The 26,039-nt window shown below is 69.8% G+C and carries 22 protein-coding genes and 1 pseudogene; 15 read left to right on the top strand and 8 right to left on the bottom strand.

Annotated features, from left to right (window positions below; translation table 11 throughout):
- Positions 1-200 precede the first annotated feature (200 nt).
- Positions 201-833: a TetR/AcrR family transcriptional regulator gene (locus ACIBX3_RS57665; RefSeq protein WP_397129341.1), complete on the bottom strand. Its 633-nt coding sequence runs from the start codon at positions 831-833 to the stop codon at positions 201-203.
- 89 nt (positions 834-922) lie between these two features.
- Between ACIBX3_RS57665 and ACIBX3_RS57660 the strand changes: the two genes are divergently transcribed.
- From ACIBX3_RS57660 to uidA, 3 genes are read left to right on the top strand one after another with little or no spacing between them, the layout of a single operon-like run.
- Positions 923-2,128: a glycoside hydrolase family 1 protein gene (locus ACIBX3_RS57660; protein WP_397129340.1), complete on the top strand. Its 1,206-nt coding sequence runs from the start codon at positions 923-925 to the stop codon at positions 2,126-2,128.
- On the top strand, positions 2,128-4,998 hold the full coding sequence (locus ACIBX3_RS57655; RefSeq protein WP_397129338.1) for a glycoside hydrolase family 2 TIM barrel-domain containing protein: 2,871 nt from the start codon (positions 2,128-2,130) through the stop codon (positions 4,996-4,998). The genes ACIBX3_RS57660 and ACIBX3_RS57655 overlap by 1 nt, the downstream gene beginning before the upstream one ends.
- A complete protein-coding gene (gene uidA, locus ACIBX3_RS57650; protein WP_397129337.1) occupies positions 4,999-6,774 on the top strand; it encodes a beta-glucuronidase in 1,776 nt (591 codons plus the stop codon).
- Positions 6,775-7,177: 403 nt separating this feature from the next.
- On the opposite strand, the gene ACIBX3_RS57645 is transcribed toward uidA, so the two are convergent.
- Both ACIBX3_RS57645 and ACIBX3_RS57640 read right to left on the bottom strand, forming a co-directional pair.
- Complete coding sequence (locus ACIBX3_RS57645; protein ID WP_397129336.1) at positions 7,178-7,993, bottom strand: SDR family NAD(P)-dependent oxidoreductase; 816 nt, start codon at positions 7,991-7,993, stop codon at positions 7,178-7,180.
- A gap of 480 nt (positions 7,994-8,473) precedes the next feature.
- Positions 8,474-9,100, bottom strand: coding sequence for a TetR/AcrR family transcriptional regulator (locus ACIBX3_RS57640; protein WP_397129335.1), 627 nt, complete (start codon positions 9,098-9,100; stop codon positions 8,474-8,476).
- A gap of 208 nt (positions 9,101-9,308) precedes the next feature.
- On the opposite strand from ACIBX3_RS57640, the gene ACIBX3_RS57635 reads away from it, so the two are divergent.
- The 10 genes from ACIBX3_RS57635 to ACIBX3_RS57590 all read left to right on the top strand — a co-directional run bounded on the left by ACIBX3_RS57635 (position 9,309) and on the right by ACIBX3_RS57590 (position 21,338).
- Positions 9,309-10,661, top strand: coding sequence for an MFS transporter (locus ACIBX3_RS57635; protein ID WP_397129334.1), 1,353 nt, complete (start codon positions 9,309-9,311; stop codon positions 10,659-10,661).
- Between the two features lie 102 nt (positions 10,662-10,763).
- On the top strand, positions 10,764-13,400 hold the full coding sequence (locus ACIBX3_RS57630; RefSeq protein WP_397129333.1) for a family 78 glycoside hydrolase catalytic domain: 2,637 nt from the start codon (positions 10,764-10,766) through the stop codon (positions 13,398-13,400).
- Between the two features lie 211 nt (positions 13,401-13,611).
- Positions 13,612-13,812: a hypothetical protein gene (locus tag ACIBX3_RS57625; protein ID WP_397129331.1), complete on the top strand. Its 201-nt coding sequence runs from the start codon at positions 13,612-13,614 to the stop codon at positions 13,810-13,812.
- Positions 13,812-14,159 carry an ArsR/SmtB family transcription factor gene (locus ACIBX3_RS57620; RefSeq protein WP_397129330.1) on the top strand — a complete coding sequence of 116 codons (348 nt, stop codon included), beginning with the start codon at positions 13,812-13,814 and terminating at the stop codon, positions 14,157-14,159. The genes ACIBX3_RS57625 and ACIBX3_RS57620 overlap by 1 nt, the downstream gene beginning before the upstream one ends.
- A 149-nt stretch (positions 14,160-14,308) precedes the next feature.
- Positions 14,309-14,791, top strand: a complete 483-nt coding sequence (locus ACIBX3_RS57615) for an NADH-quinone oxidoreductase subunit B family protein (RefSeq protein WP_397129329.1) — start codon at positions 14,309-14,311, stop codon at positions 14,789-14,791.
- The gene (locus ACIBX3_RS57610; protein WP_397129328.1) at positions 14,788-16,809 is read left to right on the top strand and encodes a proton-conducting transporter membrane subunit; all 2,022 of its coding nucleotides are present in this window, start codon (positions 14,788-14,790) and stop codon (positions 16,807-16,809) included. Before ACIBX3_RS57615 ends, ACIBX3_RS57610 begins: the two co-directional genes overlap by 4 nt.
- A complete protein-coding gene (locus ACIBX3_RS57605) occupies positions 16,806-17,750 on the top strand; it encodes a respiratory chain complex I subunit 1 family protein (protein WP_397129327.1) in 945 nt (314 codons plus the stop codon). The genes ACIBX3_RS57610 and ACIBX3_RS57605 overlap by 4 nt, the downstream gene beginning before the upstream one ends.
- 14 nt (positions 17,751-17,764) lie before the next feature.
- Entirely contained in the window at positions 17,765-18,424 is a 660-nt protein-coding gene (locus ACIBX3_RS57600; RefSeq protein ID WP_397129326.1) for a hypothetical protein, read from the top strand.
- Positions 18,424-19,872, top strand: coding sequence for a proton-conducting transporter membrane subunit (locus ACIBX3_RS57595; protein WP_397129325.1), 1,449 nt, complete (start codon positions 18,424-18,426; stop codon positions 19,870-19,872). Before ACIBX3_RS57600 ends, ACIBX3_RS57595 begins: the two co-directional genes overlap by 1 nt.
- Positions 19,869-21,338 (top strand): NADH-quinone oxidoreductase subunit C, encoded by a 1,470-nt coding sequence (locus ACIBX3_RS57590; RefSeq protein WP_397129324.1) that lies wholly within the window; start codon positions 19,869-19,871, stop codon positions 21,336-21,338. Before ACIBX3_RS57595 ends, ACIBX3_RS57590 begins: the two co-directional genes overlap by 4 nt.
- 277 nt (positions 21,339-21,615) lie before the next feature.
- On the opposite strand, the gene ACIBX3_RS57585 is transcribed toward ACIBX3_RS57590, so the two are convergent.
- Positions 21,616-21,978, bottom strand: a complete 363-nt coding sequence (locus ACIBX3_RS57585; RefSeq protein WP_397129323.1) for a BON domain-containing protein — start codon at positions 21,976-21,978, stop codon at positions 21,616-21,618.
- A gap of 18 nt (positions 21,979-21,996) precedes the next feature.
- On the opposite strand from ACIBX3_RS57585, the gene ACIBX3_RS57580 reads away from it, so the two are divergent.
- Positions 21,997-22,632 (top strand): pyridoxamine 5'-phosphate oxidase family protein, encoded by a 636-nt coding sequence (locus tag ACIBX3_RS57580; protein WP_397129322.1) that lies wholly within the window; start codon positions 21,997-21,999, stop codon positions 22,630-22,632.
- Here ACIBX3_RS57580 and ACIBX3_RS57575 read toward each other — a convergent pair.
- Genes ACIBX3_RS57575 through ACIBX3_RS57560 form a run of 4 tightly spaced genes read right to left on the bottom strand, consistent with a single transcriptional unit; the run spans position 22,522 to position 25,363 of the window.
- Positions 22,522-23,940, bottom strand: coding sequence for an aldehyde dehydrogenase family protein (locus tag ACIBX3_RS57575; RefSeq protein ID WP_397129321.1), 1,419 nt, complete (start codon positions 23,938-23,940; stop codon positions 22,522-22,524). The two genes, ACIBX3_RS57580 and ACIBX3_RS57575, sit on opposite strands and share 111 nt — an antisense overlap.
- 30 nt (positions 23,941-23,970) lie before the next feature.
- Positions 23,971-24,528, bottom strand: coding sequence for a CGNR zinc finger domain-containing protein (locus ACIBX3_RS57570; RefSeq protein ID WP_397129320.1), 558 nt, complete (start codon positions 24,526-24,528; stop codon positions 23,971-23,973).
- A complete protein-coding gene (locus tag ACIBX3_RS57565) occupies positions 24,506-24,901 on the bottom strand; it encodes a nuclear transport factor 2 family protein (RefSeq protein ID WP_397129319.1) in 396 nt (131 codons plus the stop codon). Before ACIBX3_RS57565 ends, ACIBX3_RS57570 begins: the two co-directional genes overlap by 23 nt.
- 3 nt (positions 24,902-24,904) lie before the next feature.
- Positions 24,905-25,363, bottom strand: a complete 459-nt coding sequence (locus tag ACIBX3_RS57560; RefSeq protein ID WP_397129318.1) for a hypothetical protein — start codon at positions 25,361-25,363, stop codon at positions 24,905-24,907.
- A gap of 115 nt (positions 25,364-25,478) precedes the next feature.
- Between ACIBX3_RS57560 and ACIBX3_RS57555 the strand changes: the two are divergent.
- A pseudogene (locus ACIBX3_RS57555) lies at positions 25,479-25,862 on the top strand (universal stress protein); the annotation flags it as partial.
- Positions 25,863-26,039 lie beyond the last annotated feature (177 nt).

Genomic DNA, 26,039 nt, shown 5'->3' with positions numbered 1-26,039 from the left:
TCCTCCAGGTCGATCTCCGTCGATGCCTGGATCACAGTACTCATCAGGTGCGTTCTCCTTGATCAGGAGTTACACCGAAGACCGTACAGTCCCGCGCTTCACACAGGAGGGATCCTCGATCCCCGGCAAGCTGGCGGTCGGGGTGCTTCTGGACTTCCTGGGAGCGCGCCTGGCCCCAGGTCGTACCGCTGTCGGCGGCTTTACGCGAATGCGTCGCTCGGAAGCCCCGGAATGACGGATGAGAGGAATTGGCGGATCGCCGACTCGACTTTCACGGAGTCGCGGTCGAAGAGCCACTGCGCCTGCAGGCCGTTGATGAGGGAGATGGTCATGGTGGCCAGCGTCTCGGGGTCGATCGACGGGCGCAGCCCGTTGCGTTCGGCGAGGGCCGTGAAGGTGTCGGCGTAGAAGCGGCGGAGATTGCGGTAGCGCTCGGCGTAGTAGGAGTGCGCGGGATGGTTGGGCGAGGTCGCCTCGCCCGACACGACGCAGTGCAGTTCCATGAGCCCCGGCTGGAGTTCGTTGTCGACGATGACGGCGATCATGCCATTGAGGATGTCGATGGGATCGGCCGTCGGGTCCAGCACCTTGGCCGATGCCAGGAACTCGGTACCGCGTTCGTCGCGCAGCTCCAGCACCCCGAGGAGCAGGTCTTCCTTGCGCGGGAAATGATGCAGCAGCCCGGTGTGGCTGATGCCCGCGCGTTTGGCGACGTCCTTCATGGTGGCGCCGTAGAAGCCGGTTTCGGCGAAGGCGTCCACGCACGCTTCGAGGACGCGCCGCCGCACCGCCGCCGTCTTCGCGTACGGCCCGCGGTTTCCGGATGCCGTCATGGACGTCCTCCAAATTAGTAGCGCGTTTCGGTTTTCATGCTAGCGTGTCGCCAGCGTCACACTCATGGTCTCGAGCAAGGAACTCAACCATGCCCCAGCTCCCCTCCGGTTTCCTCTGGGGTGCGGCGACCGCGCCGCACCAGGTGGAAGGCAACAACGTCAACAGCGACTGGTGGGCTCTCGAGCAGCAGATGCCCGGCATGCAGCGCAGCGGCGACGCGGTCGACAGCTACCACCGCTACGCCGAGGACATGCGCCTGCTGGCCGAGGCCGGGCTCAACGCCTACCGCTTCGGCATCGAGTGGGCCCGCATCGAGCCGATCCCCGGAGAGTTCTCCCGGGCCGAGCTCGCCCACTACCGCAGGATGATCGACACGGCCCTGGATCTGGGCCTCACCCCCGTCGTCACCCTGCACCACTTCACGCACCCGCGATGGTTCGCCGAGGTCGGCGGGTGGCTGGGCGACCAGGCGATCGAGCGCTTCCAGACCTACGTCCGCCAGGCCGCCGGCATTCTCGACGGTGTCGAGTGGGTGTGCACGATCAACGAGCCCAACATGCTCGCCCTCATGATCGGGATGGCCCGAGACGCGCAGGCTCAGGCCCAGCGGTCGACCGCGGAATGGATGAGCCCCACCGTCGAGGGCGCCGCCCGGCCGGTCCTCCCCGACCCCGACCCGAAGATCGGCGAGCGGCTGGCCGAGGCGCACCACGCGGCCCGCGCGATCCTGAAGCAGCACACCGGGGCGGCCGTCGGCTGGACGGTGGCCTGCCAGGCGCTCACCCCGACGCCCGGCAACGAGGACAAGCTCCGCGAGGTACGCCACGTCCGCGAGGACCTCTACCTGGAGGCGGCCCGCGGTGACGACTTCATCGGCGTGCAGTCCTACACCAGCCAGGCCGTCGACGAGAACGGCGTCGTCCCGCATCCGCAGAGCCCGGACAACACGATGGTCGGCAACGCCTACCGGCCCGACGCGATCGGCATCGCCGTACGGCACGCCTGGGAGACCACCGGCCACACGCCGATCCTCATCACCGAGAACGGCATCGCCACCCCTGACGACACCCGACGGATCGCCTACACCTCCGAGGCCCTCGGCCACGTGTTCGCCGCGATGGACGACGGCATCGACATCCGGGGCTACCTGCATTGGAGCGCGCTGGACAACTTCGAGTGGGGCCACTGGGAGCCGACCTTCGGCCTCATCGCGGTCGACCGTACGACGTTCGAGCGCCACCCGAAGCCGAGCCTGGCCTGGCTGGGCGAGGTCGTCCGCCGCGGAGGACTGTGATGGGCAGGCTGCCCATGCATGGGATCAGCCGTACTGCCGAAATCGATCTGAGCGGCGAGTGGCAGTTCCGGCTGCTGCCGCACGGCGCCTGGTCGACCGCGCAGGTGCCGAGCCTGTGGACGATGCACGAGGAAACCGACCGACCGCACTACACCAACGTGCCGATGCCGTTCGACGAGGTGCCACCGCAGGTGCCCGACGACAACCCGACCGGTGTCTACCGGCGTTCGGTCGAGCTCTCGCCTCAAGCCGGCCGGAGGACGATTCTGCACGTCGGGGCCGCCGAAGGACTGCTCCGGGTCTCGGCCAACGGCCAGGATCTCGGCACGAGCACGGACTCCCACCTGGCTGCCGAGTTCGACATCACTGATGCGGTGCGTGCGGGGTCCAACGAAATCCAGCTGACGGTGGAGAAGTGGTCGGCTGCAAGCTACCTGGAGGATCAGGATCATTGGTGGCAGTCGGGTCTGAGCCGCCCGGTCTTCCTGTACACCGTGCCGGAGGTACGGCTGGCGGACCTGTCCGTGGTCGCCGACTATGATCCCGAGGCCAAGTGTGGCGCTCTCGACGTGCAGGTCTTCACGACCGGGCTGGATCACCTACCCGAGTCCGGCTGGACGGTCAGGATCGGCGTGCTCGGCCAGACCCGCACCACCTCGGTGACCCCTCGCCTGATCGCGCCCACCCTGCCCACACCTGCTGACGCCCGGTCGGTACGGCCCGAGCCGATGCTCCCCGCCGGCTTCTCGGGCCTGCTCGGCCTCAAGGCGGCCGGTGCGCCGCTGGAGGAGCCGATGCGTCAGGCGGCGGAGATGATCGGCCGCTACGCCCACCCGACCGAACGGCCGGGTACGGCCGCCTTCGCGCTCGACGACCTGGTGGTCCAGCCGTGGTCGGCGGAGATCCCGCACCTGGAGGAGCTCAGCGTCGAGCTGGTCGCGCCGGACGGCGGCGTCGCCGACAGCACCACCGTGCGGATCGGCTTCCGCCGCGTCCGGATCGAGGGCCGCGACCTCCTCGTCAACGGCGAGCGGGTGCTCATCCAGGGCGTCAACCGCCACGATGTCGACCCGCGCACCGGCCGGGTGCTCTCCCGCGAGACCATGCTGGCCGAGCTCTCGCTGCTCAAGCGGTTCAACGTCAACGCGATCCGCACCTCGCACTACCCCAACGACCCCTACCTGCTCGACCTGGCCGACGAGCTCGGCTTCTACGTCGTGGACGAGGCCGACATCGAGGCGCACGCGTTCATGGCCACCATCCCGCACGATCCGCGTTACCTGCCGGAGTTCCTGGAGCGGGTCTCCCGGATGGTGCTGCGCGACCGCAACCACCCGAGCGTCATCATCTGGTCGCTCGGCAACGAGAGCGGGTACGGCGCCAACCACGACGCCGCCGCGGCCTGGGTGCGCCGCTTCGACCCGACCCGGCCCGTGCAGTACGAGGGCGCCATCGCCACAGACTGGCACGGTGGACACGGCGCGAGCGACATCGTCTGCCCGATGTACCCGCACCTTGACGCGCTCAAGGCCTTCGACGGGGACCGGCCGGTGATCCTGTGCGAGTACGGCTACTCGCAGGGCAACTCCGCCGGAGGGCTGGCCGACTACTGGGAGCTGTTCGAGACGCTGCCGGGCCTGCAAGGCGGGTTCGTCTGGGGGTTCAAGGACCACGGGCTCGACCCGGACGGCGACGGCCGCTATCGCTACGGCGGAGACTTCGGGGACGAGCCCAACGACGGCCCGATCTTGCTGTATGGCCTGGTCTTCCCCGATCTCACCCCCAAACCGGCCTTCTACGAAGCACGCGGTCTGTTCAGCCCGGTCCGTGTCGCCGCCGAGGGTGACACGCTCACGATCCGGAACCGGCAGTTCTTCGCCGACCTGAGCGCCTACGAGCTGGAGTTGCGCGTCGAGACGCAGCACGGGCCCGGCCCCTCGCGAACGGTGCCGGCACCCGCGGTGGCACCCCGCGGCGAGGCACGCCTCCCCATCCCGGATGACCTGCTCAAGCACATCGCCGACGCTCTGGCGCTGACCCTCACCGTCCGTACCCGGTATGACAGCCGCTGGGCTCCGGCAGGCACCGAGATCGCCGTCCACCAGGTCACCTACCCGCGCAAGCCGTGGGCGCCGCCGTACGGCATCGCCCGGAACGACGAGATCAGCCACCCGCTGCTGCTCATCCCGCCCAGGCTCAGCCTGTGGCGCGCGCTCACCGACAACGACCGTGCCTTCTCCCTGGACAACCGGTTCGTGCGATCCGGCTTCTTCGACCTGACACCCATCGACGGCGGCTACCGCACCGCGTGGGGCGAGGAAGTCGTCCATCGGCGGACGATCCGCCAGGTCGGTGACGCCGACTGGGTGCTGTCCGAGAACGTCAAGCTGCCCGAGGACACCGAGGACGGGCTGCGTGTGGGCATGGAGTTCATCCTCGTCGAAGGTTTCGAGCACGCCCGATGGACCGGGCTCGGCCCTTGGGAGAACTACCCGGACCGGCGATCCTCCGCCCTGCTGGGAGTCTGGGAGAGCATGATCGACGAGCTGGCCGTGCCGTACATCGTGCCGACGGAGAACGGCGGGCGCGGCGAGGTCACCGCCCTGGAGCTCTCCGGCCCGGCAGGCACGATGCGTACGGCGCACACCCCGCTGCACATGACCGTCGGCCGCCACACCGTGGCCCAGCTGGAGGCAGCCGACCACTGGTGGAAGCTGCCGCCCAGCTCCGTGACGGTGGTTCACCTGGACGTCGCCCACCGCGGCGTCGGCATGGCCCACCTCGGTCCCGACACCCGCCCGGAGTTCCGCCTCACCGCCACTGAGTACGCCTGGGAATGGCGGCTCATCCTCTCGACGGAGACTCGCTGAATGCTCAGACCACGTCCCACCCCCACCCGCGAACTGGTGAACCTCGACGGATTGTGGCGCTTCGCCCTCGACGGTGGCCCCGGGCCGCTGGACACCACGCTGGAGGCAGCGGTCCCCGCCAGCTACAACGACCTGTTCACCGACAGCGCGATCCGCGACCACGTGGGCTGGGTCTGGTACCAGCGCCAGGTGCGGGTGCCGCGCGGCTGGGCCGGCGAGCGCGTCGTCCTGCGCGTCGACGCCGCCACCCACCAGGGCCAGGTCTACGTCGACGACGTCCTGGTGGCCGAGCACGTGGGTGGCTACACACCCTTCGAAGCCGACATCACCGAGCACGTGCGCGCCGGGCAGGAGTTCCGCCTCACCATCGGCGTCAACAACGAACTGACCGACACGACGATCCCGCCCGGCACGATCACCGTCACCGCCGACGGGCGGCGCCGGCAGACGTACCTGCACGACTTCTACAACTACGCGGGCCTGGCCCGCTCGGTGTGGCTCTGCAGCCGTCCCGCCGTCCACGTCGAGGACATCACGATCGTGACCGGCCTCGACGAAACGATCGGGAAGGTCGAGTACTCGATCCGGACCAGCGCGCCCGCGCCGGTCCGGGTGCGAGCGCTCGACGCCGCCGGCGCGGAGGTCGCGGCGGCGGACGGGGCCAACGGAACCCTGCGCATCGACGACGTGACGCTGTGGCGGCCGGGCGCCGCCTACCTCTACGACCTGCTCGTCGAAGTCCTCGACGGCGACCAGGTGATCGACAGCTACACCGAGCCGTTCGGCGTACGGACCGTGGAGGTGCGGGGCACGCAGTTCCTCATCAACGGCCAGCCGTTCTACTTCACCGGGTTCGGCAAGCACGAGGACACACCCGTACGCGGCAAGGGCCACGACAACGCCTACCTCGTCCACGACTTCCAGCTCATGGACTGGATCGGCGCCAACTCCTTCCGCACCTCGCACTACCCCTACGCCGAAGAGGTGATGGAGTTCGCCGACCGGCACGGCATCGTCGTCATCGACGAAACCGCCGCCGTCGGCCTCAACCTCGCCGTCGCCGCCGGGCTCACCGGCGCTCCGCCCCGGCCCACCTTCTCCCCGGAGACCTTCGGCGAGGCCACCCGCGAGGCACACGCCCAGGCGATCCGCGAGCTGATCGCCCGCGACAAGAACCACCCCAGCGTCGTCATGTGGTGCATCGCCAACGAGCCGTCCTCCAACGAGGACGGCGCGCGCGAGTACTTCGAGCCGCTGGTGGAGCTCACCCGCAAGCTCGACCCCACCCGCCCGGTCAGCTACGCGGCCGTGATCTTCGCCACGCACGAGAACGACCGCCTCGCCGACCTCTTCGACGTCTTGTGCATCAACCGCTACTACGGCTGGTACATCGCCACCGGCGACCTCGCCACGGCTGAGACCTACCTGGAGCACGACCTGCGCGGCTGGGCCGAGAAGTTCGGCAAGCCGATCATGATGAGTGAGTACGGCGCCGACACCATGCCCGGCCTGCACTCGGTGTGGGACACGCCGTGGACCGAGGAGTACCAGCAGGCCTACCTTGAGATGCACCACCGTGTCTTCGACCGGATCGAGGCGTTCATCGGCGAGCACGTGTGGAACTTCGCCGACTTCCAGACCTCCCACGGCATCCACCGGGTCGACGGCAACAAGAAGGGCGTCTTCACCCGCGACCGCAGACCCAAGGCCGCCGCTCACACGCTGCGGGCACGCTGGAAGCCGCTCGCCGGCCGCAAACCGCCGAGCGCGGATTAAGCAGGTATCGCGCGAGGCCGCTGGGCGTGGCCTGCCCTGATCGCGCTCGGCTACTGGAACACCCCCGCCGAGCGCCTTACCGCCGCTGCCCGCGACCTGGCCGTACAAGGCATCAGGCTCGGCCGTCCCAATCACGCCTTGGATGGGCGGAACTGCCTGACGGATCCCATGACTTCGATGTGCTGTGGGACCTGCTCGTATCAGCACCGGTGGGGTGGAGTGCCCTCCGCGCTCCAGGCCGGCTTCACCGAACCCTGAACCTCATCCACGTTCGGAGCAGGTCCCCGATGGGCGGAGATCTGCATGGTTCTGTGTGGCCATCAGACGCCGATGCGGCGAACCCACCGAGTGCGAGCCAGAACTCGGTGGGTTTCGCGGCTTCCCCAGGTCAGTCGACGTCTGCTCAGGCGGTGTCGCCGCCGTCGGCAAGCAAGGTGCTGCCGGTCATGAAGGCCGACAGGTCCGAGGCGCAGAACAGAGCGACGCGCGCGATGTCGTCAGGGGTGCCGACCCGGCCGATCGGGCTGTTCAGCATGAGGTCGGTCGGCGGGATGTCGTCGAGATTCACGCCCGCGGCCGCGGCCATCATCATGTTGCCCTCCGTGGGGACGAAGCTCGGCGCCACCCCCAGCACGCGGATGCCCAGCGGAGCCAGTTCGAGGGCCAGCTCGCGCGTGAGGCCGCGGGCGGCATGTTTGGATCCGACGTAGGCGGCCAGGCCCGGCGCGCTGCCACGGAAGCCGGCGGTGGAGACGATGTTCACGATGACGCCGCCCGTGCCCGCGGCCGACATGCGCCGTGCCGCTTCACGTGCGCCGACGAAAACGCCGCGTGCGTTCACGGCGAACACCTGATCCCACGTCTCCTCGGTCATCTCCAGCAGGGGGACGGCCGGGAAGATGCCGGCGTTGTTCACCCAGACGTCCAGGCCGCCGAGCTCGGCGACCGCGCGGTCGGCCGCCGCGGCCACGGCTGCCGTGTCGGTGACGTCCATGGCGGCGCCGATCGCGCGCACCCCGTGGCGCTCGGCAAGCTGCTTTGCGGCCGCCGCCGCCAGCTCCTCGTCAAGGTCGCCGATCAGCAGGTCCGCGCCTGCCTCGGCCAGGCGGAGCGCGATCGCCTTGCCCAGCCCGCGGCCGCCTCCGGTCACGACCGCACGTCGGCCGTGCAAGGAAACGAGCTCGGTCAGGGACTTGCCAGACACATCGGCAATGGACATGAAAGGTCTCCTTTGTTCAGAAATCAGGGGTGGCGCCGGGAGACGCGACCCGGGCCGGTGAGAGCGTGCTGCCGCGGGACCGGATCAGTCGTCGGCGCATCCCCCTCGCTCAGGTGGCCGGCCACCGCCCAGCTCCCGCTCTCGTCAGCGCGATAGTGCGCCTTCAACTGAGCGCGCCCGCGGTGAACGCGGCCGTCACGTCATGCGGGACGTAAGCCAGTTCGTGGACGTCCCGGTACTGGTCGTAGAAGGCCGAATGACTCACTCCCGCGCCCTCATCGCGACCAGGCCAGTTCGGTCGGGCGGAGGTGACAGCGTGTCGGTCACGTGGTCCTTCCAAAGGGGCAGTGCGGGCGGGCACCTCCTCGCACGAGCAAAAAGTAACCAGCATGGAAACATTTATCAATACCGGGATGGAGATCAATCGAGTGCCGGCACCGTCGGATGCCGGCACGTGCTACCGCCGAGAAGACCGCCGACTCAGGCTTCGGAGTCTTCCAGGGGGGTGACGACCAGTTTCATGAAGACCTCGAGGAGCGCGAGGGTCTCACGAGAAGGGTCGAGGAGGGCTTGGATGCGCAGGCCGTCGATCATCGCCAGCACCAGGGTGACCTTCTCGTCCGCCGAAAGGTACGCGCTGTCTCGCGAGGTGGGCAGCGGGCTGCTGTTGAAGCGTGTGCGCATGCGCTCGCGCCGGCTGGTGAAGAACTCGTGCGCGGGATGCGCGGGGTCGGTCGCCGCGATGGCCAGCGCCATCCAGTTGCGCTGGTAGTCGGGGTTCTTGAACTCGTCGCGGAGCACCGCAACGAGAACGCTCCCCCCGGCCAGCCCGGACTGGAGGATCTGCTCCGCCAGCTTCTCCTCATCCTCTTCCCGCTGGGCCAGCGCGGACAGGAGGAGTTCGTCCTTGCCGGAGAAGTGGCGGAGCAACGCCGCGTGCGTCACGCCTGCCCGCGCGGCGATGTCCCGCAATGACGCCCTCTCGTAACCGTGCTGGGCGAAACTCTCCAGCGCGGCACGGACGATCTGCGCGCGCCGGGCCGGGGTGGAGGCGTTCGGGCCCCGGCGGCGTCTTGCGGGTTCCTTGCCCTGTTCAGGAGCGGTCACGAACGTCCTTCGGTCGGCTGCTGCAGCTCGAGGCGGCATTGCCTGCCTCGATCGATCCAAGTCTAGTATTGCTAAAAAGTTTCCACTGTGGTTACTTTTGCATGGTGCGAGGGGGCGCGCACTGACGCGACCGTCCGAGATTCCCAACGCGCGCTGCATTCGTGGGGCCTGCGCGCCGGTAGCAACCCTCGAAACCGAAGGAGCCCCAGTGGTCGAAGAACGATCGGAAAGCGACGCCGTCGCCGTGGGAGCCGCGGCATCCCGGCCGGTGGCGGCGGGCGCCCGTGACGTGCCGGGCACCGAGCAGGCGGACATCGTGGCGCCACCGCTGCAGAGAATCAGCGCGAGCTACATCATCTTGATGATGATCGCCAGCTTCGGGGGCTCGATCGCGCTCATGGTCCCGCTGACGTACGCGCTCGCCGTGCGCATCTCCGAGATCGCGCCGGGGCAGGAAGAGATGCTGGGCTACGTCACCGGTACCGCACAGCTGGTCTATCTCGTGCTCAGCCCGCTGATCGGCATGTGGAGCGATCGCACCCGGTCGCGGTTCGGGCGGCGCGCGCCCTTCATGGTCGCGGGAGCGCTTCTCGGTCTGCCCGCGCTGGTCGTCGTCGCCACCGCGCCCACCGTTCCGCTGATCGGTCTGGGGTGGGTGTTCGGGATGATCGGCTGGTCGACAGCAGGTGGAGCGATCCAGAACCTGCAGGCCGATCACGTCCCCGAGGAGCAGCGCGGCCGGGTGTCGGCCCTGACCGGCCTCACGACGCAGATCGCCCCCGTGATCGGCATCGGCATCGCCTACGCCGTGTCCTCGAGCACGTTGCTCGTGTTCATGGTGCCCGGACTCATCGGCGCCGTCATGCTCGTACTGCTTCCGATCCTCAAAGCGGAAGGCAGCTCGCACGATCTCGTGCACTCCACCCACGTCAGCATGAAGAAGCTGTTCGCGAGCTTCGTCTTCAATCCGAGGAAGTACCCCGACTTCGGATGGAACTGGCTCGGTCGCTTCATCTTCTTCATGGGTCTGTACTTCAACACGACCTTCGGCGCGTTCTTCTACGCCCAGCGCCTCAACCTGCCCGTCAGGGAGGTCGCGGGGGTCGCGGCCTCCATCGGGATTCTGGGCGTTGTCGCGGCCTCCGTGGGAGCGCTGGCCGGTGGATTCCTGTCCGACAAGCTCGGCAGGCGGAAGCTGTTCACCTTCATCGGCGCGCTCCTGTTCGTCGCCGGCGCCTGCGTCGAGGCCTTCGCTCACTCGTTGCCGCCGCTGATCGTGGGCGCGGTGCTGATGCAGCTCGCCATCGCCGTGTTCGCCGCCGTCGACCAGGCGATCATCTTCGCGGTTCTGCCCGACCGGGCGCAGGCGGGCCGGTACATGGCGGTGGTCGCGTTCGCGCAGAGGATCCCCAGTGCGATCGCCCCGCTCATCGCCCCGTTCATCATCACGATCGGCGCGTCCGGTGCGGACAAGAACTACACCGGGCTTTACCTCGCCGGAGCCGTGCTCGCGCTGGTCGGCGGCCTGCTCATCCTCTTCAAGGTCAAGTCCGTCCGGTAGCCCACCTCCTCGCGGCGCTCCCGCACGGCGGAGCGCCGCTCTCGCCGAACGAGCGAGCCCCTGACCACGTCGACCACGTCACCCGAGTTGGAAAAGACGATGATGAGCCAATCCCCTTACGACCTGCAGATCGACAGCGGCGGAGACCAGTTCGTCGTCTCGGGCCCCGGGCCTCGGCTGTCGTGGAAGCTGCCGCGGGAGTGGAGCGGGCAGGACGGTTACGACCTCCAGTTTCGCGTGGACGGCGTCGAGAAGACGGTGGAGAACGTCGTCTCGGCACGGCATCTGTTCCTCGAGTGGCCGTTGCCGCCGTTGCGCAGCCGGCAGCGCGTCGCCTGGCGTGTTCGCACCCATAGTGGCGGGCGATCGTCCGAGTGGTCGCCGTGGCACGAGTTCGAATCGGGCCTGCTGGACGGGGATTGGTCGGCGCGCTGGATCTCCCCGCAGGAGGACGACACGCAGCCGCGCCCGGCCTACGTTCTCGCCGGCCGCGTGGAGCTGCGGGGTGACATCGCCGAGGCTCGCCTCTACTCCACCGCGCTGGGCGTCTATGAGGTGTTCGCCAACGGCACGCGGGCGGGGACGGCGGAGCTGACGCCGGGATGGACATCGTACGGCGACACGCTCTACGCCCAGGCCATGGATGTCACCGCGCTGATGCGCGACGGCGTCAACGACCTGGAGATCCTGCTGTCGGACGGCTGGTACCGAGGCAGTGTCGGAACCTGGCGCAAGCGCGACGCCTGGGGCACGACCACCGCGGCCCGGCTCCAGCTCCACGTCCGCTACGCCGACGGCACCGAGACGGCCGCCGTCACCGGCGAGGATTGGACCTCGCGCCGCAGCGCCATCCTCGCGGCCGACCTCATGAACGGCCAGACGACCGACTTCACCGCCGAACCCGGCACGACACGGCCGGCGCTCGCCGATGCGGTCACCGCGCCACCGATCAGCTGGTCTCCGGCGCCGCCGGTGCGGCGGGTCGAGCAGCTTCCGGCGCGTTCGGTGACCCGGCACGGCGACGGCGCGTACATCGTGGACTTCGGCCAGAACGCCTCCGGCTGGATCACCCTCACCGACCTCGGCCCGGCCGGTACCCGTACCGTGATCGACCACGGCGAGCACCTGGACCCGGCCGGAGACCTGACGACGACCCATCTGGACAGCCAGAAGCCGGGTGAGGCCGCGATCCCGTTCGTGCAGCGCGACGAAGTCGTCTCCTCCGGCAAGCCCGGCGACGTGTTCGAGCCGCGGCACACTGTGCACGGCTTCCGCTACGCACGCATCTCCCGCGCCGTGGACCCGGCGAGGGTGACCATGCAGGTCGTGCACACCGACCTGCGCCCGACGGCCACCTTCGCCTGCAGCGATGACGACCTCAACCGCCTGCACGAGGTGGCGCGCTGGAGCTTCCGTGGCAACGCCGTCGACATCCCCACCGACTGCCCCACCCGCGAACGCCTCGGCTGGACCGGCGACTACCAGATCTTCGCGCCGACCGCCGCGCGCCTGTACGACGTGGACGGCTTCAGCCGCAAGTGGCTGCGCTCGGTCCGCGACGACCAGCTCGGCGACGGCCGCGTGGTCAACTCCTCCCCTGACGCCAACCGGCTCAAGACCCACGACGACCCGATGGCGAACGCGATCACCGGCTCGGCCGGCTGGGGCGACGCCATCGTCCACGTCCCGTGGGTGCTCTACGAGACCTACGGCGACCAGGGCGCCCTCACCGAGAACTGGCCCGCGATGCGGCGCTGGGTCGGCTGGGCGCTCGCCACCGCACGCACCGCCCGGCACCCCTCCCGGGTCGAACGCTCGGCCGACCCACTCCCCCACGAGGAGTTCATCTGGGACGGCTCCTTCCACTGGGGCGAATGGACGGAGCCGAAGCAGCGCGCGGCCGACGGATCCCTCGTCGACCCCGTGATGAGCGACCCCATCGCCTGGTACACCGCCGACAAGGGCGAGGTCGGCACCGCCTTCCTGTACCGCTCCGTACGCACTCTCGCCGCCGTCGCCGATGTGCTGGGCCACGCCGACGACGCGGCCCGCTACCGCGAAACGGCCGAGAAGGTGCGCCGGGCGTGGCAGAGCGAGTTCCTCGACGCCGAGGGCCGCACGAAGTCCGGCACCCAGGCCGGCTATGTACGCGCCCTCGCCTTCGACCTCGTGCCCGAGGACCTGCGCGACAAGGTCGCCTGGCACCTCGTCGCCCTGATCGAGGAGGCCGGCGGTCACCTCACCACCGGTTTCCTCTCAACAGCGGATCTGCTCCCCGTCCTCGCGGACACCGGCCACCCGGGTGTGGCCTACCGGCTGCTGCACCAGCGGACCTCCCCCTCCTGGCTGGGCATGCTCGACCGGGGCGCGACCACCATCTGGGAAGACTGGGACGGCGTCTCCGAGGACGGCACCGCCACCGCCTCCCTCAACCACTACAGCAAGGGCGCGGTCATCCGCTTCCTGCACACCCACACCCTCGGCCTACGCCAGGCCGCAGGCTCCGTCGCATGGGAGTCCTTCCTCGTCGCGCCCGTGCTCAACGACGCGATCACCTGGGCCGAGGGCACGTTCGACAGCCCGCAGGGGCGGATCGCCGTCGCCTGGCGCATCCAGGACGATCACCTGACCATCTCGGTCGACGTCCCCGGAGGCTCGCAGGCACAGGTTCGCTTCCCGGACGGCACCACGTTTCACACAGGTCCGGGCCGCTTCTCCCGGCGGCAGCCCCTTTCCTGACGAACCGAGGCAGACCATCCACGTCCCTGCCGACGTGACGGACATAAGTGGACCGCACCACCCTTGCGCACGCTGAGGGTGTAGGCCTGGATCAGGACGCGATGCGGGTCACGGACCACCCACCCCTTACGCTATCGTAATTGCGAAGATGCGTAATTGCTTCGAACGTGGTGTTCGCGGGCTGTGTCGCGCGGGCGGATGAGAGGTGCGGGTGAGCACGGTGTTTGCTGCTGCGGTGCGGGAACGGGCCGGCCTGGCCTGGCAGGCGCTGCAGGCTGCCCGCGACGATGATGACGCGCACGCAGTGCTGGTGGCCGAGGCCGAGTGGGAGGATGCTTGGCGGCTGGCACAGGCGCACGGGATCGCTATCGAGCAGGGCCGGCCCGGCCCGCAGGGGGAGGCGGGGGCCTGATGTCGGTACCGCTGTATGAGGCCAAGGCCGAGCTGTTTCGGCTGCTGGGCCATCCGGTGCGGATTCGGGTGCTGGAGCTGCTGCAGGACGGGCCGATGCCGGTGCGGGAGCTGCTGGCCGAGATCGAGGTGGAACCGACCGGGCTGTCGCAGCATCTGGCGGTGCTGCGCCGCTCGGGCATCGTGACCGCGCAGCGCGAGGGGACCACCGTGGTCTACGCGCTGGCTGGTGGCCGGGTGGCCGGGCTGCTGCGCGCGGCCCGCGAGCTGCTGGCCGAGAAGCTGTCCGGGCAGCATGAGCTGCTCAGTGAGCTGTTGGAGGACAAAGCCGGAAGCGACGCCTCGTGAGCCTGTTGACCTCGGCGGGCTCGGCGAGGTGTTCGCCGTTCGGAGCGGGTTGCTGGCCGGGTTGTGGCAGCCAGCGCATCAGCCCCCGGCCCGGGTGATCTTCGGCTGATCGTGTGGGTATTGGCTGGTGAGCGGGGGGAGAGGCAACGATGGGGTTGTGGCGGAAGATCGCGAAAACGGGCCGGGTGGCCGAGCCCGCGCCGGAGCGCGAAGGCGGTGAGCCGACGGCGAAGGCGGCGGAGCTCGCTGGATCGGTGCAGATCAGGCATGTGGATGCGGGGTCGTGTAACGGGTGCGAGGTGGAGATCGCCTCGGCGTTCGGCCCGGTGTATGACGCCGAGCGGTACGGCGCGCGCCTGGTGGCCTCACCCCGGCATGCGGACGCCCTGCTGGTGACCGGGCCGGTGACCCGCAACATGGAGGTGGCACTGCGCCGCACCCATGACGCGGTTCCCGAGCCGCGGCTGGTGATCGCGCTGGGTGACTGCGCGCGCAACTGCGGGGCGTTCGCCGGAGCCTACGGGGTGGCCGGGGCGGTGAGCGACGTGGTGCCGGTGGACGTGGAGGTGCCGGGGTGCCCGCCGGAGCCTGCGGCGATCGTGGCGGCGTTGCGGGGACTGACCGGCCGATGAACCTGGTCGGCACGCTGTATGTGCTGGCGCTGTCCGGCTGTGCGGTCGCCGCGCTGGCCGCCTTGCTGGCTCCGCCACGGGCGCGGCTGCAGCTGGCGGGCTGGTGCACGGCAGGCGCGGGCGGGTTGGGAGCGGCGGCGGGTATAGCGGCCATCGTGGCTGCCGGGGCCGGTCAGAGCTGGTCGGCCTGGCTGCCGGAGCTGCTGCCGCTGGCCGGGGTACGGCTGGCGCTCGACCCCTTGGGCGGGGTGTTCGTCGCGGTCACCGGGGTGGTGGCGGTGTGCGCGGCGATCTACGGGATCGGCTACTGCGACCACGGCCTGGACGGTCGCGTGTTCCAGTCCGTGCTGCCGATGTTCGTGGCGGCCATGCTGCTGGTGCCCGCCGCGGCCAGCGTGAGCACGTTCCTGCTGGCCTGGGAGCTGATGGCCGTGTCGTCGCTGCTGCTGGTGCTGGCCGACCACGGGCGGCGGGCGGCGGTGGGCCGGGCCGGGCTGTGGTACGCGGTCATGACCCACCTCGGCCTGGTGACGATTCTGGCGGGGCTGGTCGCGTTCGCCGCCGGGGCCGGCGGAGAGAGCTTCGAGCAGTTGCGCGCCGCCGAACTGCCGCCGGGCGCCAGGAGCGTCGTGTTCCTGGCGACGTTCGCCGGGTTCGCCTCCAAGGCCGGCATCGTGCCGCTGCACGTGTGGCTGCCGCGGGCGCATCCGGAGGCGCCGAGTCACGTCTCGGCCCTGATGAGCGCGGCGATGGTGAACATGGGTGCCTACGGCGTCGTCCGGGTCGGGCTGGATCTGCTGGGTGGCGGGCCGGCCTGGTGGTGGCTGCTGGTGCTGACGGCAGGCGCGGCGTCGGCGCTGTTCGGGATCTTGCAGGCGGTGGTGGCCTCGGATCTGAAGCGGCTGCTGGGCTACTCCACGACGGAGAACATGGGCCTGGTGCTGGTCGGGGTGGGCGCGGCGGGCTTCTTCGCGGCTTCCGGGGTTCCCGTCCTGGCGGCGTTGGCGCTGGCCGCGGCGCTGCTGCACGTGGTCAACCACGCCGCGTTCAAGACCGTGTTGTTCCTGTCGGCGGGCTCGGTGCTGCACGCGACGGGCACCCGCGATCTGGACGCGCTGGGCGGGCTGCGCACGCGCCTGCCGTACACCACTGTCGTGTTCGCGGTCGGCGCGTTGTGCGCCTCGGCGCTGCCGCCCGGCAACGCCTTCGTCAGCGAGTGGCTGCTGCTGCAGAGCCTGATCCACGCCCTGCCCGGTTCCGGGGTGGCGGGTGCGGTGACGATGCCGCTGGCCGTGGGGGTGATCGCGTTGTCGGCGGGGCTGGCGGTGGCCACCTTCGTCAAGGCGTTCGGCGTGGGGTTCCTGGCCCGGCCGCGCAGCGCGGAGGCCGAGCGGGCGAGCGAGAGCCCGTCGGCCATGCTCGGCGGGATGGCGCTCTCGGCGGCGGGCTGCGTGGCTTTGGCGCTCGCTCCCACGCTGGTCGTGCCCGCGCTCGGCCGGGCGGTCGGCGTGGTGTTCCCGGGACGGGACGTGGTGAGCGGGGAGCTGACGTTGCGGCTGACCGGGGTCGCAGGAATGGTCTCGCCGCTGCTGATCGCACTGGCCTTGGTAGCGGCTGTCGCGGGCGTGCTGGGCCTGGTGCGGGTGACGGCCACCCGGCGGGCACGGCGCGCCGCCCGGCTGTGGGATTGCGGCGCGGGACCGATGTCGGCGCGGATGGAGTACACCGCGACGTCGTTCGCCGAGCCGTTGCAGCGGGTCTTCGACGATGTGCTGGCCCCCGAAAGCGATGTGGACGTCACTCCGGTGAAGGAGTCGGCCTACTTGGTGGAACGCGTGCGCTTCCACGCGCGGGTGCCGGACCGGATTGAGCATCGGCTCTACGATCCGCTGATCGCCGTCGCGGAGGCCGTCGGGCGTGGCGCCCGCGGGCTGGCCACTGGCAGCGTGCACCGCTATCTCGGCTACGGGTTCTGGGCGCTGACCGCAGCGCTGATCGTCTTGGTGGTGCTGTGGTGACGGGTGTGATCGGAGCGGTGGTCCAGGTGCTCGTCGTCGGGGTCGGCTCGCCGCTGCTGGTGGGGATGATGCGCCAGGTTCGCGCCCGGCTGGAGGGACGCGCCGGGGCCGGGATTGGCCAGCCATGGCGGGATCTGCGCAAGCTGATGCGCAAACAGGCGATCACCCCGCACGGCACCGGCTGGGTGTTCCGGCTGGCGCCGCTGGTGCTGGCCGGCACGGCGCTGGTCGTGGCAGCGGTGGTGCCGCTGGTGACCACGGCCTCGCCGCTGGACGGCGTGGCCGACCTGTTCGCGGTGACCGCATTGCTGGCGCTGGGGTCGGTGGCGCTGGCGCTGGGCGCCCTGGACACCGGGACGGCGTTCGGCGGGATGGGCGCCAGCCGGGAGATGACCGTGCTGGCGCTGGTGGAGCCGACGATCCTGGTGTCGGTGTTCGCGCTGTCGATCAGGGTCGGCTCTACCAGCCTGGGAGCGATCGTGACGGCGACGGTGGAGGATCCGCTGTCGGTGATCTCGCCGGTGAGCGTGCTGGCCGCGGTCGCGCTGGCGATCGTCACGATCGCGGAGACCGGCCGGATCCCGGTGGACAATCCCTCCACGCATCTGGAGCTGACCATGATCCACGAGGCGATGGTGCTGGAGTATGCCGGGCCTGACCTGGCGCTGATCGAGTGGGCATCGGCGATGCGGCTGTCGGTGCTCCTGGGCCTGCTGGCCAGCCTGTTCTTCCCGCTGGGGATCGCCACCACGGACGCGGGAGTACTCGCCCTGCTGGTGTCGATGATCGCGCTTGTGGCCAAGGTGGGGCTGCTGGGGGTGCTGCTGGCGGTCGGTGAGGTGTTCATGGCCAAGCTGCGGTTGTTCCGTGTTCCTGAGCTGCTGGCCGGTTCGTTCCTGTTGGCGCTGCTGTCCGTGGCCGCTTCCTTCTTCCTGGCCTGAACATGGGCGTGAACATGACTGATGCGATGTACATCCAGCTGCTGGACCTGGCCTGCGGGGCGTTTTTGCTCACGGGCGTGCTGGTGCTGTGGCGGCGCGACCTGGCGGCGATTGTGTGGCTGTTCGCCCTGCAAGGGGTGGCCTTGACCGCGCTGGTTGTCGTCATGGGCGTCCGGCAGGCAGACCCCGAGCTGATCCTCGTCGGTCTCGGGGTGGGCGCGTTGCGTGCCGTGCTGCTGCCGTACCTGATGCGCCGCGCGCTGGTGGCGAGCGGCGAGGGCCGCGAAACGCAGCCGCTGGTCAACGTGGCGACCTCGCTGCTGGTGGCGGCGGTGCTGGCGATGCTGGCCTACGCGGTATCCCAACCGCTGGTGCGGCTGTCGCCCACCCCGGCCACGCAGGCAGTGCCGATCGCGCTGACCGTGCTGCTGATGGGGTTCTTCGTCCTGGTGACCCGGCGGCGGGCGTTGTCGCAGCTGGTGGGGTTCCTGCTGATGGACAACGCCATCACCGCCACCGCGTTCCTGACCACCAGCGGTGTCCCGCTGGTGGTCGAGCTCGGGATCTCCCTGGACGTCCTGCTGGCCGTCTTGGTGCTGCAGGTGCTGACCACCCGGATGCGGGCCGCGTTCGGCGGTACCGACCTCGACGAGCTGCGGGAGTTGCACGACTGATGGACAGCCTGCTGGTGATCGCTCCGGTCGCGGTGCCCGCGGCCGCCGCCTGCGTCTACGCGGTGCTCGGATGGAACCGCATCACCGCCTGGCTGGGCGCGCTGTCCGCGGCCGGGCTGCTGGCCTGCGCCGTCGCGCTGGCGGCGGTGGGCCGGCGCGACGCGCTGGGCGGGCTGCTGCTCAGCGACGCGCTGAGCGCGTTCATGCTGCTCGTGATCGGCGCGGTCGCGCTACTGGCGATGGTGGCCAGCCCCGCCTACCTGGCGGCCGAGCTGGCCGCCGGGCATACCGGCCCGCGCGCGATGCGCCGCTACGGGGTGCTGACCCAGTCCTTCATCGCCGCGATGGCGCTGGCCGTCCTGGCCTCCAGCCTGGGCCTGCTGTGGGTCGCCATCGAGGCGACCACCATCCTGACCGCCTTCCTGGTCGGGCACCGGCGCACCCGCCAGGCCACGGAGGCCGCGTGGAAATATGTGGTCATCTGCTCGGTCGGCATCGCGCTCGCGCTGCTGGGCATCGTCATGGTCCACTACGCCGGCACCCACGCCGGTGTGGCCTCCCTGGACTGGGCGGTGCTGGCCGAGCATGCGGGCCGGCTCGACCCCGGGGTGATGCGGATCGCGGTCATGCTGCTCGTGCTCGGGTTCGGCACCAAGGCAGGGCTGGCACCGATGCACGCCTGGCTGCCGGATGCGCACAGCCAGGCCCCGGCTCCGGTGTCGGCGCTGATGTCCGGGGTGCTGCTGTCGGTGGCGTTCTACGCCATCCTGCGCGTCAAGGTCATCGCCGACGTGGCGCTCGGCGCCGGGTTCACCCGCACGCTGCTCGTCATCGTGGCGCTGGCCTCCCTGGCCGTGGCCGCGCTGCTGCTGCTCGGGCAGCGCGACTACAAGCGGCTGCTGGCCTACTCCAGCATCGAGCACATGGGCCTGCTCGCCCTAGGCGCGGCGATCGGCAACACCCTCGCCCTGGTCGCGGTCCTGCTGCACATCCTCGGGCACGGGCTCGGCAAGTCGGTGTTGTTCCTGTCCGCAGGACAGCTGCACCAGGCGCTCGGCAGCAGCCGGATCCACGTGGTACGCGGCCTCATGACCAGAGCGCCGCTGCTGGCCGGGGCGTTCGGGCTGGGGCTGCTGGCCTTGCTCGGCCTGCCGCCGTTCAGCCTGTTCTCCAGCGAGCTGGGCATCGCGCGGGCGGGCTTCGCCGCCGGGTTGGGCTGGGCGATCGCGGCGGCCCTGGCGCTGATGCTGGTCATCGTCGCGGCCATCGGGCGTCACAGCCGGCGGATGCTGCTGGGCGGCGAGGCGGGCGAGGCCATCGCGCTGCCCCGAACCGTGGCCGTCCCGCTGATCGCGGGCCTGGCCGCGTGTGCCGTCCTGGGCATCGCCCTGGGGCCGCTGCATTCCTTGCTACAAGCCGCCGCCACCATCGCCGGAGCAACACCATGAGCATGCGCACCATCGCCGACATCAGCCCCGGCGAGCTGCCCGAGCAAGCCGCCCGGCTGCTGGCCGACGGCCACCGGCTGGCGCTGGTCTCCGCACGCCAGGAGGCCGACGGGTTCGGCTTGGCTTACCTGTACGTCGCCGGTGGCCCGGATCGCCGTACCGAGCTACGGCTCCGCCTCCCCTCCGAGCAGCCGGCGGTGCCCAGCCTGGCCCACCTGTCCTTCCCCGCGGGCCGGTTCGAGCGGGAGATCCGCGACCTGTACGGGATCACCCCACTCGGCCACCCGCTCCCCCGGCGGCTGGTGCGCCACCACCACTGGCCGCGCGGCTGGTACCCGATGCGGGCCGACGCCGGGCCGCCGCCCTCCTTCGGCGACCCCGAAGGGCCTTACCCGTTCGTCACCGTGGAGGGCCAGGGCGTCTACGAGATCCCCGTCGGACCCGTCCACGCCGGCCTCATCGAACCGGGGCATTTCCGCTTCTCCGTGGTCGGCGAGACCATCATCAAGCTCAAGGCCAGGCTCTGGTTCGTGCACAAGGGCATCGAGAAGCTCTTCGAGGGCCGTCGGCCCGCCGACGGGCTGGAACTGGCCGAGCGCGTCAGCGGCGACACCTCCGTCGGTCACGCGCTCGCCTACTGCCTGGCCGTGGAAGAGGCCACCCAGACCCCGGTCAGCGTGCGGACGCAGCGGGCCCGCGCCATGCTGCTGGAGCTGGAACGCCTCTACAACCACGTCACCGACCTGGGCGCGCTCTGCAACGACGTGGCCTTCGGCATCCTGCACGCACACACCGGGCGCATCCGCGAACAGCTGCTGCGGCTCAACGCCGAGGTCACCGGACACCGGCTGCTGCGCGGCGGCATCGGCCTCGGCGGCGCCCACCTGCAAGCCCTCCCCGACCCCGATCGGCTGCGCGCCATCGGCACCGACGTGGCCGAAATCGCCGAGCTCGCCCTGCGGCACACCGTGGTCGCCGACCGCTTCACCGGCACCGCCGTCCTGTCCAGCGAGGCCGCCCGTGACCTCGGCACGCTCGGCTACGTCGCCCGCGCCAGCGGCCTGGACCTCGATGCCCGCCGCGACCACCCCTTCACCGACCTCGGCGACTTCACCCCCGCCCACCGCACCAGCGGGGACGTGCTGGCCCGCTTCCAGATCCGGGCCGAGGAAATCGCCACCTCCATCGCCCTGATCACTCATCTGGTCAACGGGCCCACGGCTCCGGCGGATTCTCCGCCGGCCGAGGGATCTTCCTCGGGTGTGGGACTCGTCGAGGGCTGGCGCGGCACGATCGCCCACCGCATCGAGCTCGCCCCCGACGGGACCCTCACCCGCGTGAAGATCGTCGATCCGTCATTCTTCAACTGGCCCGCTCTTCCGGTAGCGCTCAACAGCGCGATCGTCCCCGATTTTCCCCTGGTCAACAAAAGCTTCAACCTGTCCTACGCCGGCAACGACCTCTGACAGCAAGATGCGCCAGCACGCGAGCGGCCCGTCAAGGTCGCCATCGTGGACGTGAGCTTCAACCACCCGACCGCTCGCTTGCTCTTCCCGGACAGCCGCCCCTGGCCAGGCCTGCGCGCGTGTACGTGAAGCAGGCACCTCTGGAGTGAACCGCCGGGGGCCGTGGGGGCCACCGATGAAGTCGCCGCACTGTCGGGCGGCGCAGCGGGCGTCTACCCGGCTTCTTCCACCACGGATTTTGGTGGGTTACCCCACGTCAACTCGAGGCCTTCCGCGTTCAAGAGCGGTCCCAGAGCAGGGGAAGCTCGAACCGGTCATACCGATCCCAGACAAGGTTCTCCCGGACGTCGACGACGCCGCCGAGCCCCTTGGCCATCGTCACAGCCGCCGCCGCCTCGGTGCGCGTCGCCGTGTGGCCGGACAGCGTCACGATGCCGTTCTGCACCTGCACGACGATCCCGGTCCGGTCGTTCCACCGGGCCTGCTCGGGGATCGAGTTCTCGACCCAGCGCTTCAGCTCCGCATCGTCACGCACGTACGCCTTGAGCAGGTCGCGCCTGGCGGCAGACAGGGTCCTTCGGCCTTTCCGCCAACCGACCTCCGGCCCTGCACCCGGCAGGTGCGTCATCGTCGTGACCATCACCAGGAGGAGATAGGCATGACAAGCAGTGGCGACTTCGGGACGTCGCGTCCAGCCGCGGCCGAGCCGGTGCTGGAGGTCCTCGAGCGTGAGGAGTGCCTGGCCCTGGTGGCACCGGGCGGCATCGGCCGGGTGGCGTTCAACGGCTCACACGGGCCGACGGTGCTGCCGGTCAACTACAAGTTCCACGACGGCGCCATCGTCTTCCGCACCTCCTACGGCGGGCCGATGGATCAGGACCTGCGCACCGGCGTGCAGGGCGTGGACATCCTGATCGGTTTCCAGGTGGACCGGATCGACGGGATGAAGGAGGCATTCAGCAGGCCGCACCAATCAGCGAACGGGTGCCCGCGCGGCGGCACTCCGGGGGTGTCCGGCGCTCGTAGCAGTGACAACGATGTGCGGCTCGTTTCCCCCGCTCGACCTGCCCGGAAGGGGCCTTATGTCGAGCCGCCCGGGAACTCTCGGTCACTCACAGCTCCCTTGTGTGCGATCGCGCGCGGGCCCGAGCGGAGGGCGGTCGCCGACGCTGCCATCCTGCTGTCAGCCAACGCGCAGGACGGTCTTGAGCTCCGCCATGGCGTCGGCTGCGTAGACGACTCCTTCCCGCCCGAGGCCGGCGTATCCTGTCCCGCCGAACGGCAGGGCGTCTGAGCGGCGGTCGCTGGTGCCGCCGATGACGACCCCTCCGAAATCAAGCGCGGTGGCAAGAGTCTCAGCCACCTCGAGACTGCGGGTGAACACACCCGCGTGGATGCCGCCCCCACCACGGTTGGCCATCTCGATCGCTTGGGCGGTGTTGTCGAAGGCCTCAAGGCCGGTTACCGGACCGAACACCTCTTCATGGGCGAGGTCTGCGGTATCGGGAATGTTCTCCAGCAACGTCGGGAGATAGCGAGGCCCGTCGGTGTCCCCACCGGAGAGAACGACCGCTCCACGATCGCGGGCGTCCTCGACCAGCTTGCTCACCCGCTGGAGCGCCGCCCAGTCGATGAGCGGGCCCATATCGCTGTCTTCGCGTGACTTGAGTCCCCCAAGTACAAGCTCCGTGGCCTCGATGAGGCGTTCGCGAGCCTCGGCGTAGAGCGACCGGTGGATCAGGATCCGCTGAACGTGCAGGCAGTTCTGTCCGGCGGCGCCGAAAGCCCCGTCGACGAGGGCGGGGACGGCGACGTCGAGGTCGGTGTCCGCCATCAGGATGGTCGGGCAGATGCCGCCGAGCTCCATGAGCATCCGCTTCAGGCCGGCGGTTCTGTGCACCAGCGCGCCGACCCTTCGCCCGCCTGTGAAGCTGACGAACCGAACCCGCGCGTCGGCGATCATCGAGGACGCGACGGACGCGTCACCGGGGAGCACGCTGAGCCGACCGGCGGGAAGACCGGCGTCGCAGAGTGCCCTGGCGAGCAGGAGAGCTGACAGCGGTGCGCGCTCGTCCGGCTTGACGATGACGGCGTTGCCTGCCGCGAGGGCCGGCCCGACCTTGTGGGCGACCAGGTTCAGAGGGTCGTTGTAGGGAGTGATCGCGACGACGACGCCGACAGGTTGACGGTGAACCGAGCCTCGCCAGCCCGCAGTGCCCGGCCGGTCGTCCGCCGGTGGTGCGGCACCGGATGAGCTCAGGGCCGCCGCCGCGCTCAGCCGCAGGGTGTGGGCGGCGCGAACCGCTTCCTTGCGCGCCTCACGAATCGTCTTGATGCCCTCAGCGGCGATCAGCTGTGCGAACTTCTCGTCGGCGTGGCTGATCCGGTCGGCGGCGTGGTTCAGGACGGCAGCCCGCTCACTGGCAGGCCAGCGCGGGCCCTGCATCGACTTCACGGCCGCGGCCAGAGCCGCCTCCGTTTCCGCCCGGCCCGCCACGGCGACCTGGCCGACGAGCTCACCCGTGTCGGGATCGGTGACCGCGACGGCATGGTCGCTCGGCGACCAGCTTCCCCCGGCCAGGAGAGGCCAGTACTCACTCATCTCGTGCTGCTCCTTGCTGGTGTGACTGGATCAGGTCCCCGCGGGGCTTCGACGGCGATAGGCCTGCGTCTTCATGCGGTTGCCGCACAGGTGCGGTGAGCACCACCGGGCCCGGCCGGGACGGGATTGGTCGTAGAAGACCCATTGACAGTCGGGGGCCGGGCAGACCCTGAGCCGCTGCCAGGTACCATCCGCCGTGGCGGTGACTGCCGCCGCGGTGATCTGGCCGAGCGCGACGGTCACCGGGTCACCGAGGACCACCAGCTCAGCGCCGCGTGCGGTCAGCTTGACCTTCAGGGGGAAGTCGAGCAGGACCTCGCCGTGCTCACGAAGGGCCTGGCGAAGGGCCGCGCGCAAGTCGTGGGCGCGGGCGAGATGGGTGTGGTCGGCCACACCGTCAGGACCCAGCAGGTCGTGCTCGCGCAGCCAGCGTTCCAGGTCGGCGGGTGTGGCCAGGCTGTCGTTCGCTTCCAGACGCCGGCCGTGAACGACGAAGGCGCGCTGATCGTCGGTGTTGGCGAAATGGTGGATCAGCGCGACGCCGTCGGGCAGGCCGGTGACCTCCTCAGGCTTGGCCGGCGGCAGCATCGCCGATGTCTCCCCGGACTCTGCGGTAGGCGTCCTTCACCCGGATGCGGTCACCGTCGAAGGCGAAGATGTCGCAGCCGTGCACCTCGTGCACCCGCCCGTCCTCATCCGTGCGGGTGTAGGACCACTTCGAGGCGCCGCGGTCACCGACGATGAACGCCTCGCCGCCCTGCGACTCGTATCCCTCGTCGTAGGCGAGCATCAACGCGAAGCCGCGCCGCACCTCCTCGCGCCCGCGGAAAGTGGTTCCAGGCTCGATGCCGACGGAGGCCACGAAGACGCAGTCGTCCGTCATGAACTCCATGAGCAGGTCGAGGTCCTTCTTCTTCCACGCCGCGCCGAATTCGGCCAGCCTCTCCACCGTCATGTCCATCGCTCAGATCCTTCCTTCGAAGTGGTCCGCCATGTAGGCGTCCAGATCCGGTCCTTCCGGGTTGGCCAGCACGTGCCGCAGCCACGCCCGCCGCTCGAAATCGGTGGCTTCCAGCTCCCATACGCACCCGATGGCCTGGCTCGGATGGGGCCGCAGCTCCTCCGGCCGATCCAGCGGCGACGAGAACAGCCGCTGATGCACCTCGTTGTCGCCGGACCACCAGTCGATCAGCGCGAAGCAGAAGTCGCCCGCGTCATGCGCGATGGCGAAGCCGACGCCGTGGCGTCCGCCACCGTGCGCCTGCTGCGGCAGCGCCGAGGCCGCGATCTTCGCGGTCGCCGTCATCAGAGCGGTACGCGGAGCCTCGGCGTGCGCGGCGATGCCGTACATCTTCACCGCCCACCCGCCGACCGCCTCGATGCCGTGAAAGCTGATCGTGCGGGGTCGATATCCAGTGCCCATCCAACCTCCTCAAATCAACACCTGCTAAATAGATAGCAGGTGTCGTAAACCTTGACAAGGCGCGCCGAGGGCACGAGGCCATGGCCGGCCGTCGGACGGCGGGTGTCGCGGGGATGTGCGCCAGGTCGCGCTCACCGCGGTCGCGCCGAGAAGTGAGGTGGTGGTCGGCGTGGACGGATCTCCCGACGGCGACAAGGCGGTCGGATTCGCTTTCGCGGAGGCCGCGTTGCGTGGTGTGCCCCTGCGTGCCGTACACGGCTGGTCATCGCTCGATCTACGCGACGGGTTCATGCCTCTGCCGGATGACGGCGAGGTTGAGAAGGGAGAGGTACGGCTACTCGACAAGGCGCTGTCGGGCTGGATCGACCGCTCCCCCGGAATCGAAGTGGTGCAGGAGGTCGTCCATGGCCATCCGGCCGATGTCCTGAGACACGCGTCGCAGGACGCCGCGCTCCTGGTGGTCGGCTCCCATGGGTACGGCCAGCTCGCCGGCATGTTGCTCGGCTCGGTGAGCCAGGCCGTACTGCATCACGCGTACTGCCCAGTGGCCGTCGTACGGACTGATCGCGGTGCCGGCGACGCCCAAGAAAAACCCGCCGACCAGCAACACGGCCAGCGAGCTCTGCCCCGCGACACCGATGAACAGCACCGGCACGATGGCGGCGGCCGAGATCAG

Source organism: Nonomuraea sp. NPDC049480 (assembly GCF_044465905.1).
Taxonomy (GTDB): Bacteria; Actinomycetota; Actinomycetes; order Streptosporangiales; family Streptosporangiaceae; genus Nonomuraea.
Note: the sequence above shows the minus strand (reverse complement) of the source record. Positions and strands in the feature narration are given on the sequence as shown.

What these genes read in the sequence shown, in the direction of transcription:
- ACIBX3_RS57630 (WP_397129333.1), top strand. Translation starts at nt 10,764, where the DNA reads ATGAGCCAATCCCCTTACGACCTGCAGATCGACAGCGGCGGAGACCAG.
- ACIBX3_RS57660 (WP_397129340.1), top strand. Translation starts at nt 923, where the DNA reads ATGCCCCAGCTCCCCTCCGGTTTCCTCTGGGGTGCGGCGACCGCGCCG.
- ACIBX3_RS57575 (WP_397129321.1), bottom strand. Translation starts at nt 23,940, where the DNA reads ATGAGTGAGTACTGGCCTCTCCTGGCCGGGGGAAGCTGGTCGCCGAGC.
- ACIBX3_RS57560 (WP_397129318.1), bottom strand. Translation starts at nt 25,363, where the DNA reads ATGGGCACTGGATATCGACCCCGCACGATCAGCTTTCACGGCATCGAG.
- ACIBX3_RS57585 (WP_397129323.1), bottom strand. Translation starts at nt 21,978, where the DNA reads ATGGTCACGACGATGACGCACCTGCCGGGTGCAGGGCCGGAGGTCGGT.
- ACIBX3_RS57645 (WP_397129336.1), bottom strand. Translation starts at nt 7,993, where the DNA reads ATGTCCATTGCCGATGTGTCTGGCAAGTCCCTGACCGAGCTCGTTTCC.
- ACIBX3_RS57665 (WP_397129341.1), bottom strand. Translation starts at nt 833, where the DNA reads ATGACGGCATCCGGAAACCGCGGGCCGTACGCGAAGACGGCGGCGGTG.
- ACIBX3_RS57615 (WP_397129329.1), top strand. Translation starts at nt 14,309, where the DNA reads ATGGGGTTGTGGCGGAAGATCGCGAAAACGGGCCGGGTGGCCGAGCCC.
- ACIBX3_RS57570 (WP_397129320.1), bottom strand. Translation starts at nt 24,528, where the DNA reads ATGCTGCCGCCGGCCAAGCCTGAGGAGGTCACCGGCCTGCCCGACGGC.
- ACIBX3_RS57610 (WP_397129328.1), top strand. Translation starts at nt 14,788, where the DNA reads ATGAACCTGGTCGGCACGCTGTATGTGCTGGCGCTGTCCGGCTGTGCG.
- uidA (WP_397129337.1), top strand. Translation starts at nt 4,999, where the DNA reads ATGCTCAGACCACGTCCCACCCCCACCCGCGAACTGGTGAACCTCGAC.
- ACIBX3_RS57600 (WP_397129326.1), top strand. Translation starts at nt 17,765, where the DNA reads ATGACTGATGCGATGTACATCCAGCTGCTGGACCTGGCCTGCGGGGCG.
- ACIBX3_RS57655 (WP_397129338.1), top strand. Translation starts at nt 2,128, where the DNA reads ATGGGCAGGCTGCCCATGCATGGGATCAGCCGTACTGCCGAAATCGAT.
- ACIBX3_RS57565 (WP_397129319.1), bottom strand. Translation starts at nt 24,901, where the DNA reads ATGGACATGACGGTGGAGAGGCTGGCCGAATTCGGCGCGGCGTGGAAG.
- ACIBX3_RS57595 (WP_397129325.1), top strand. Translation starts at nt 18,424, where the DNA reads ATGGACAGCCTGCTGGTGATCGCTCCGGTCGCGGTGCCCGCGGCCGCC.
- ACIBX3_RS57620 (WP_397129330.1), top strand. Translation starts at nt 13,812, where the DNA reads ATGTCGGTACCGCTGTATGAGGCCAAGGCCGAGCTGTTTCGGCTGCTG.
- ACIBX3_RS57590 (WP_397129324.1), top strand. Translation starts at nt 19,869, where the DNA reads ATGAGCATGCGCACCATCGCCGACATCAGCCCCGGCGAGCTGCCCGAG.
- ACIBX3_RS57580 (WP_397129322.1), top strand. Translation starts at nt 21,997, where the DNA reads ATGACAAGCAGTGGCGACTTCGGGACGTCGCGTCCAGCCGCGGCCGAG.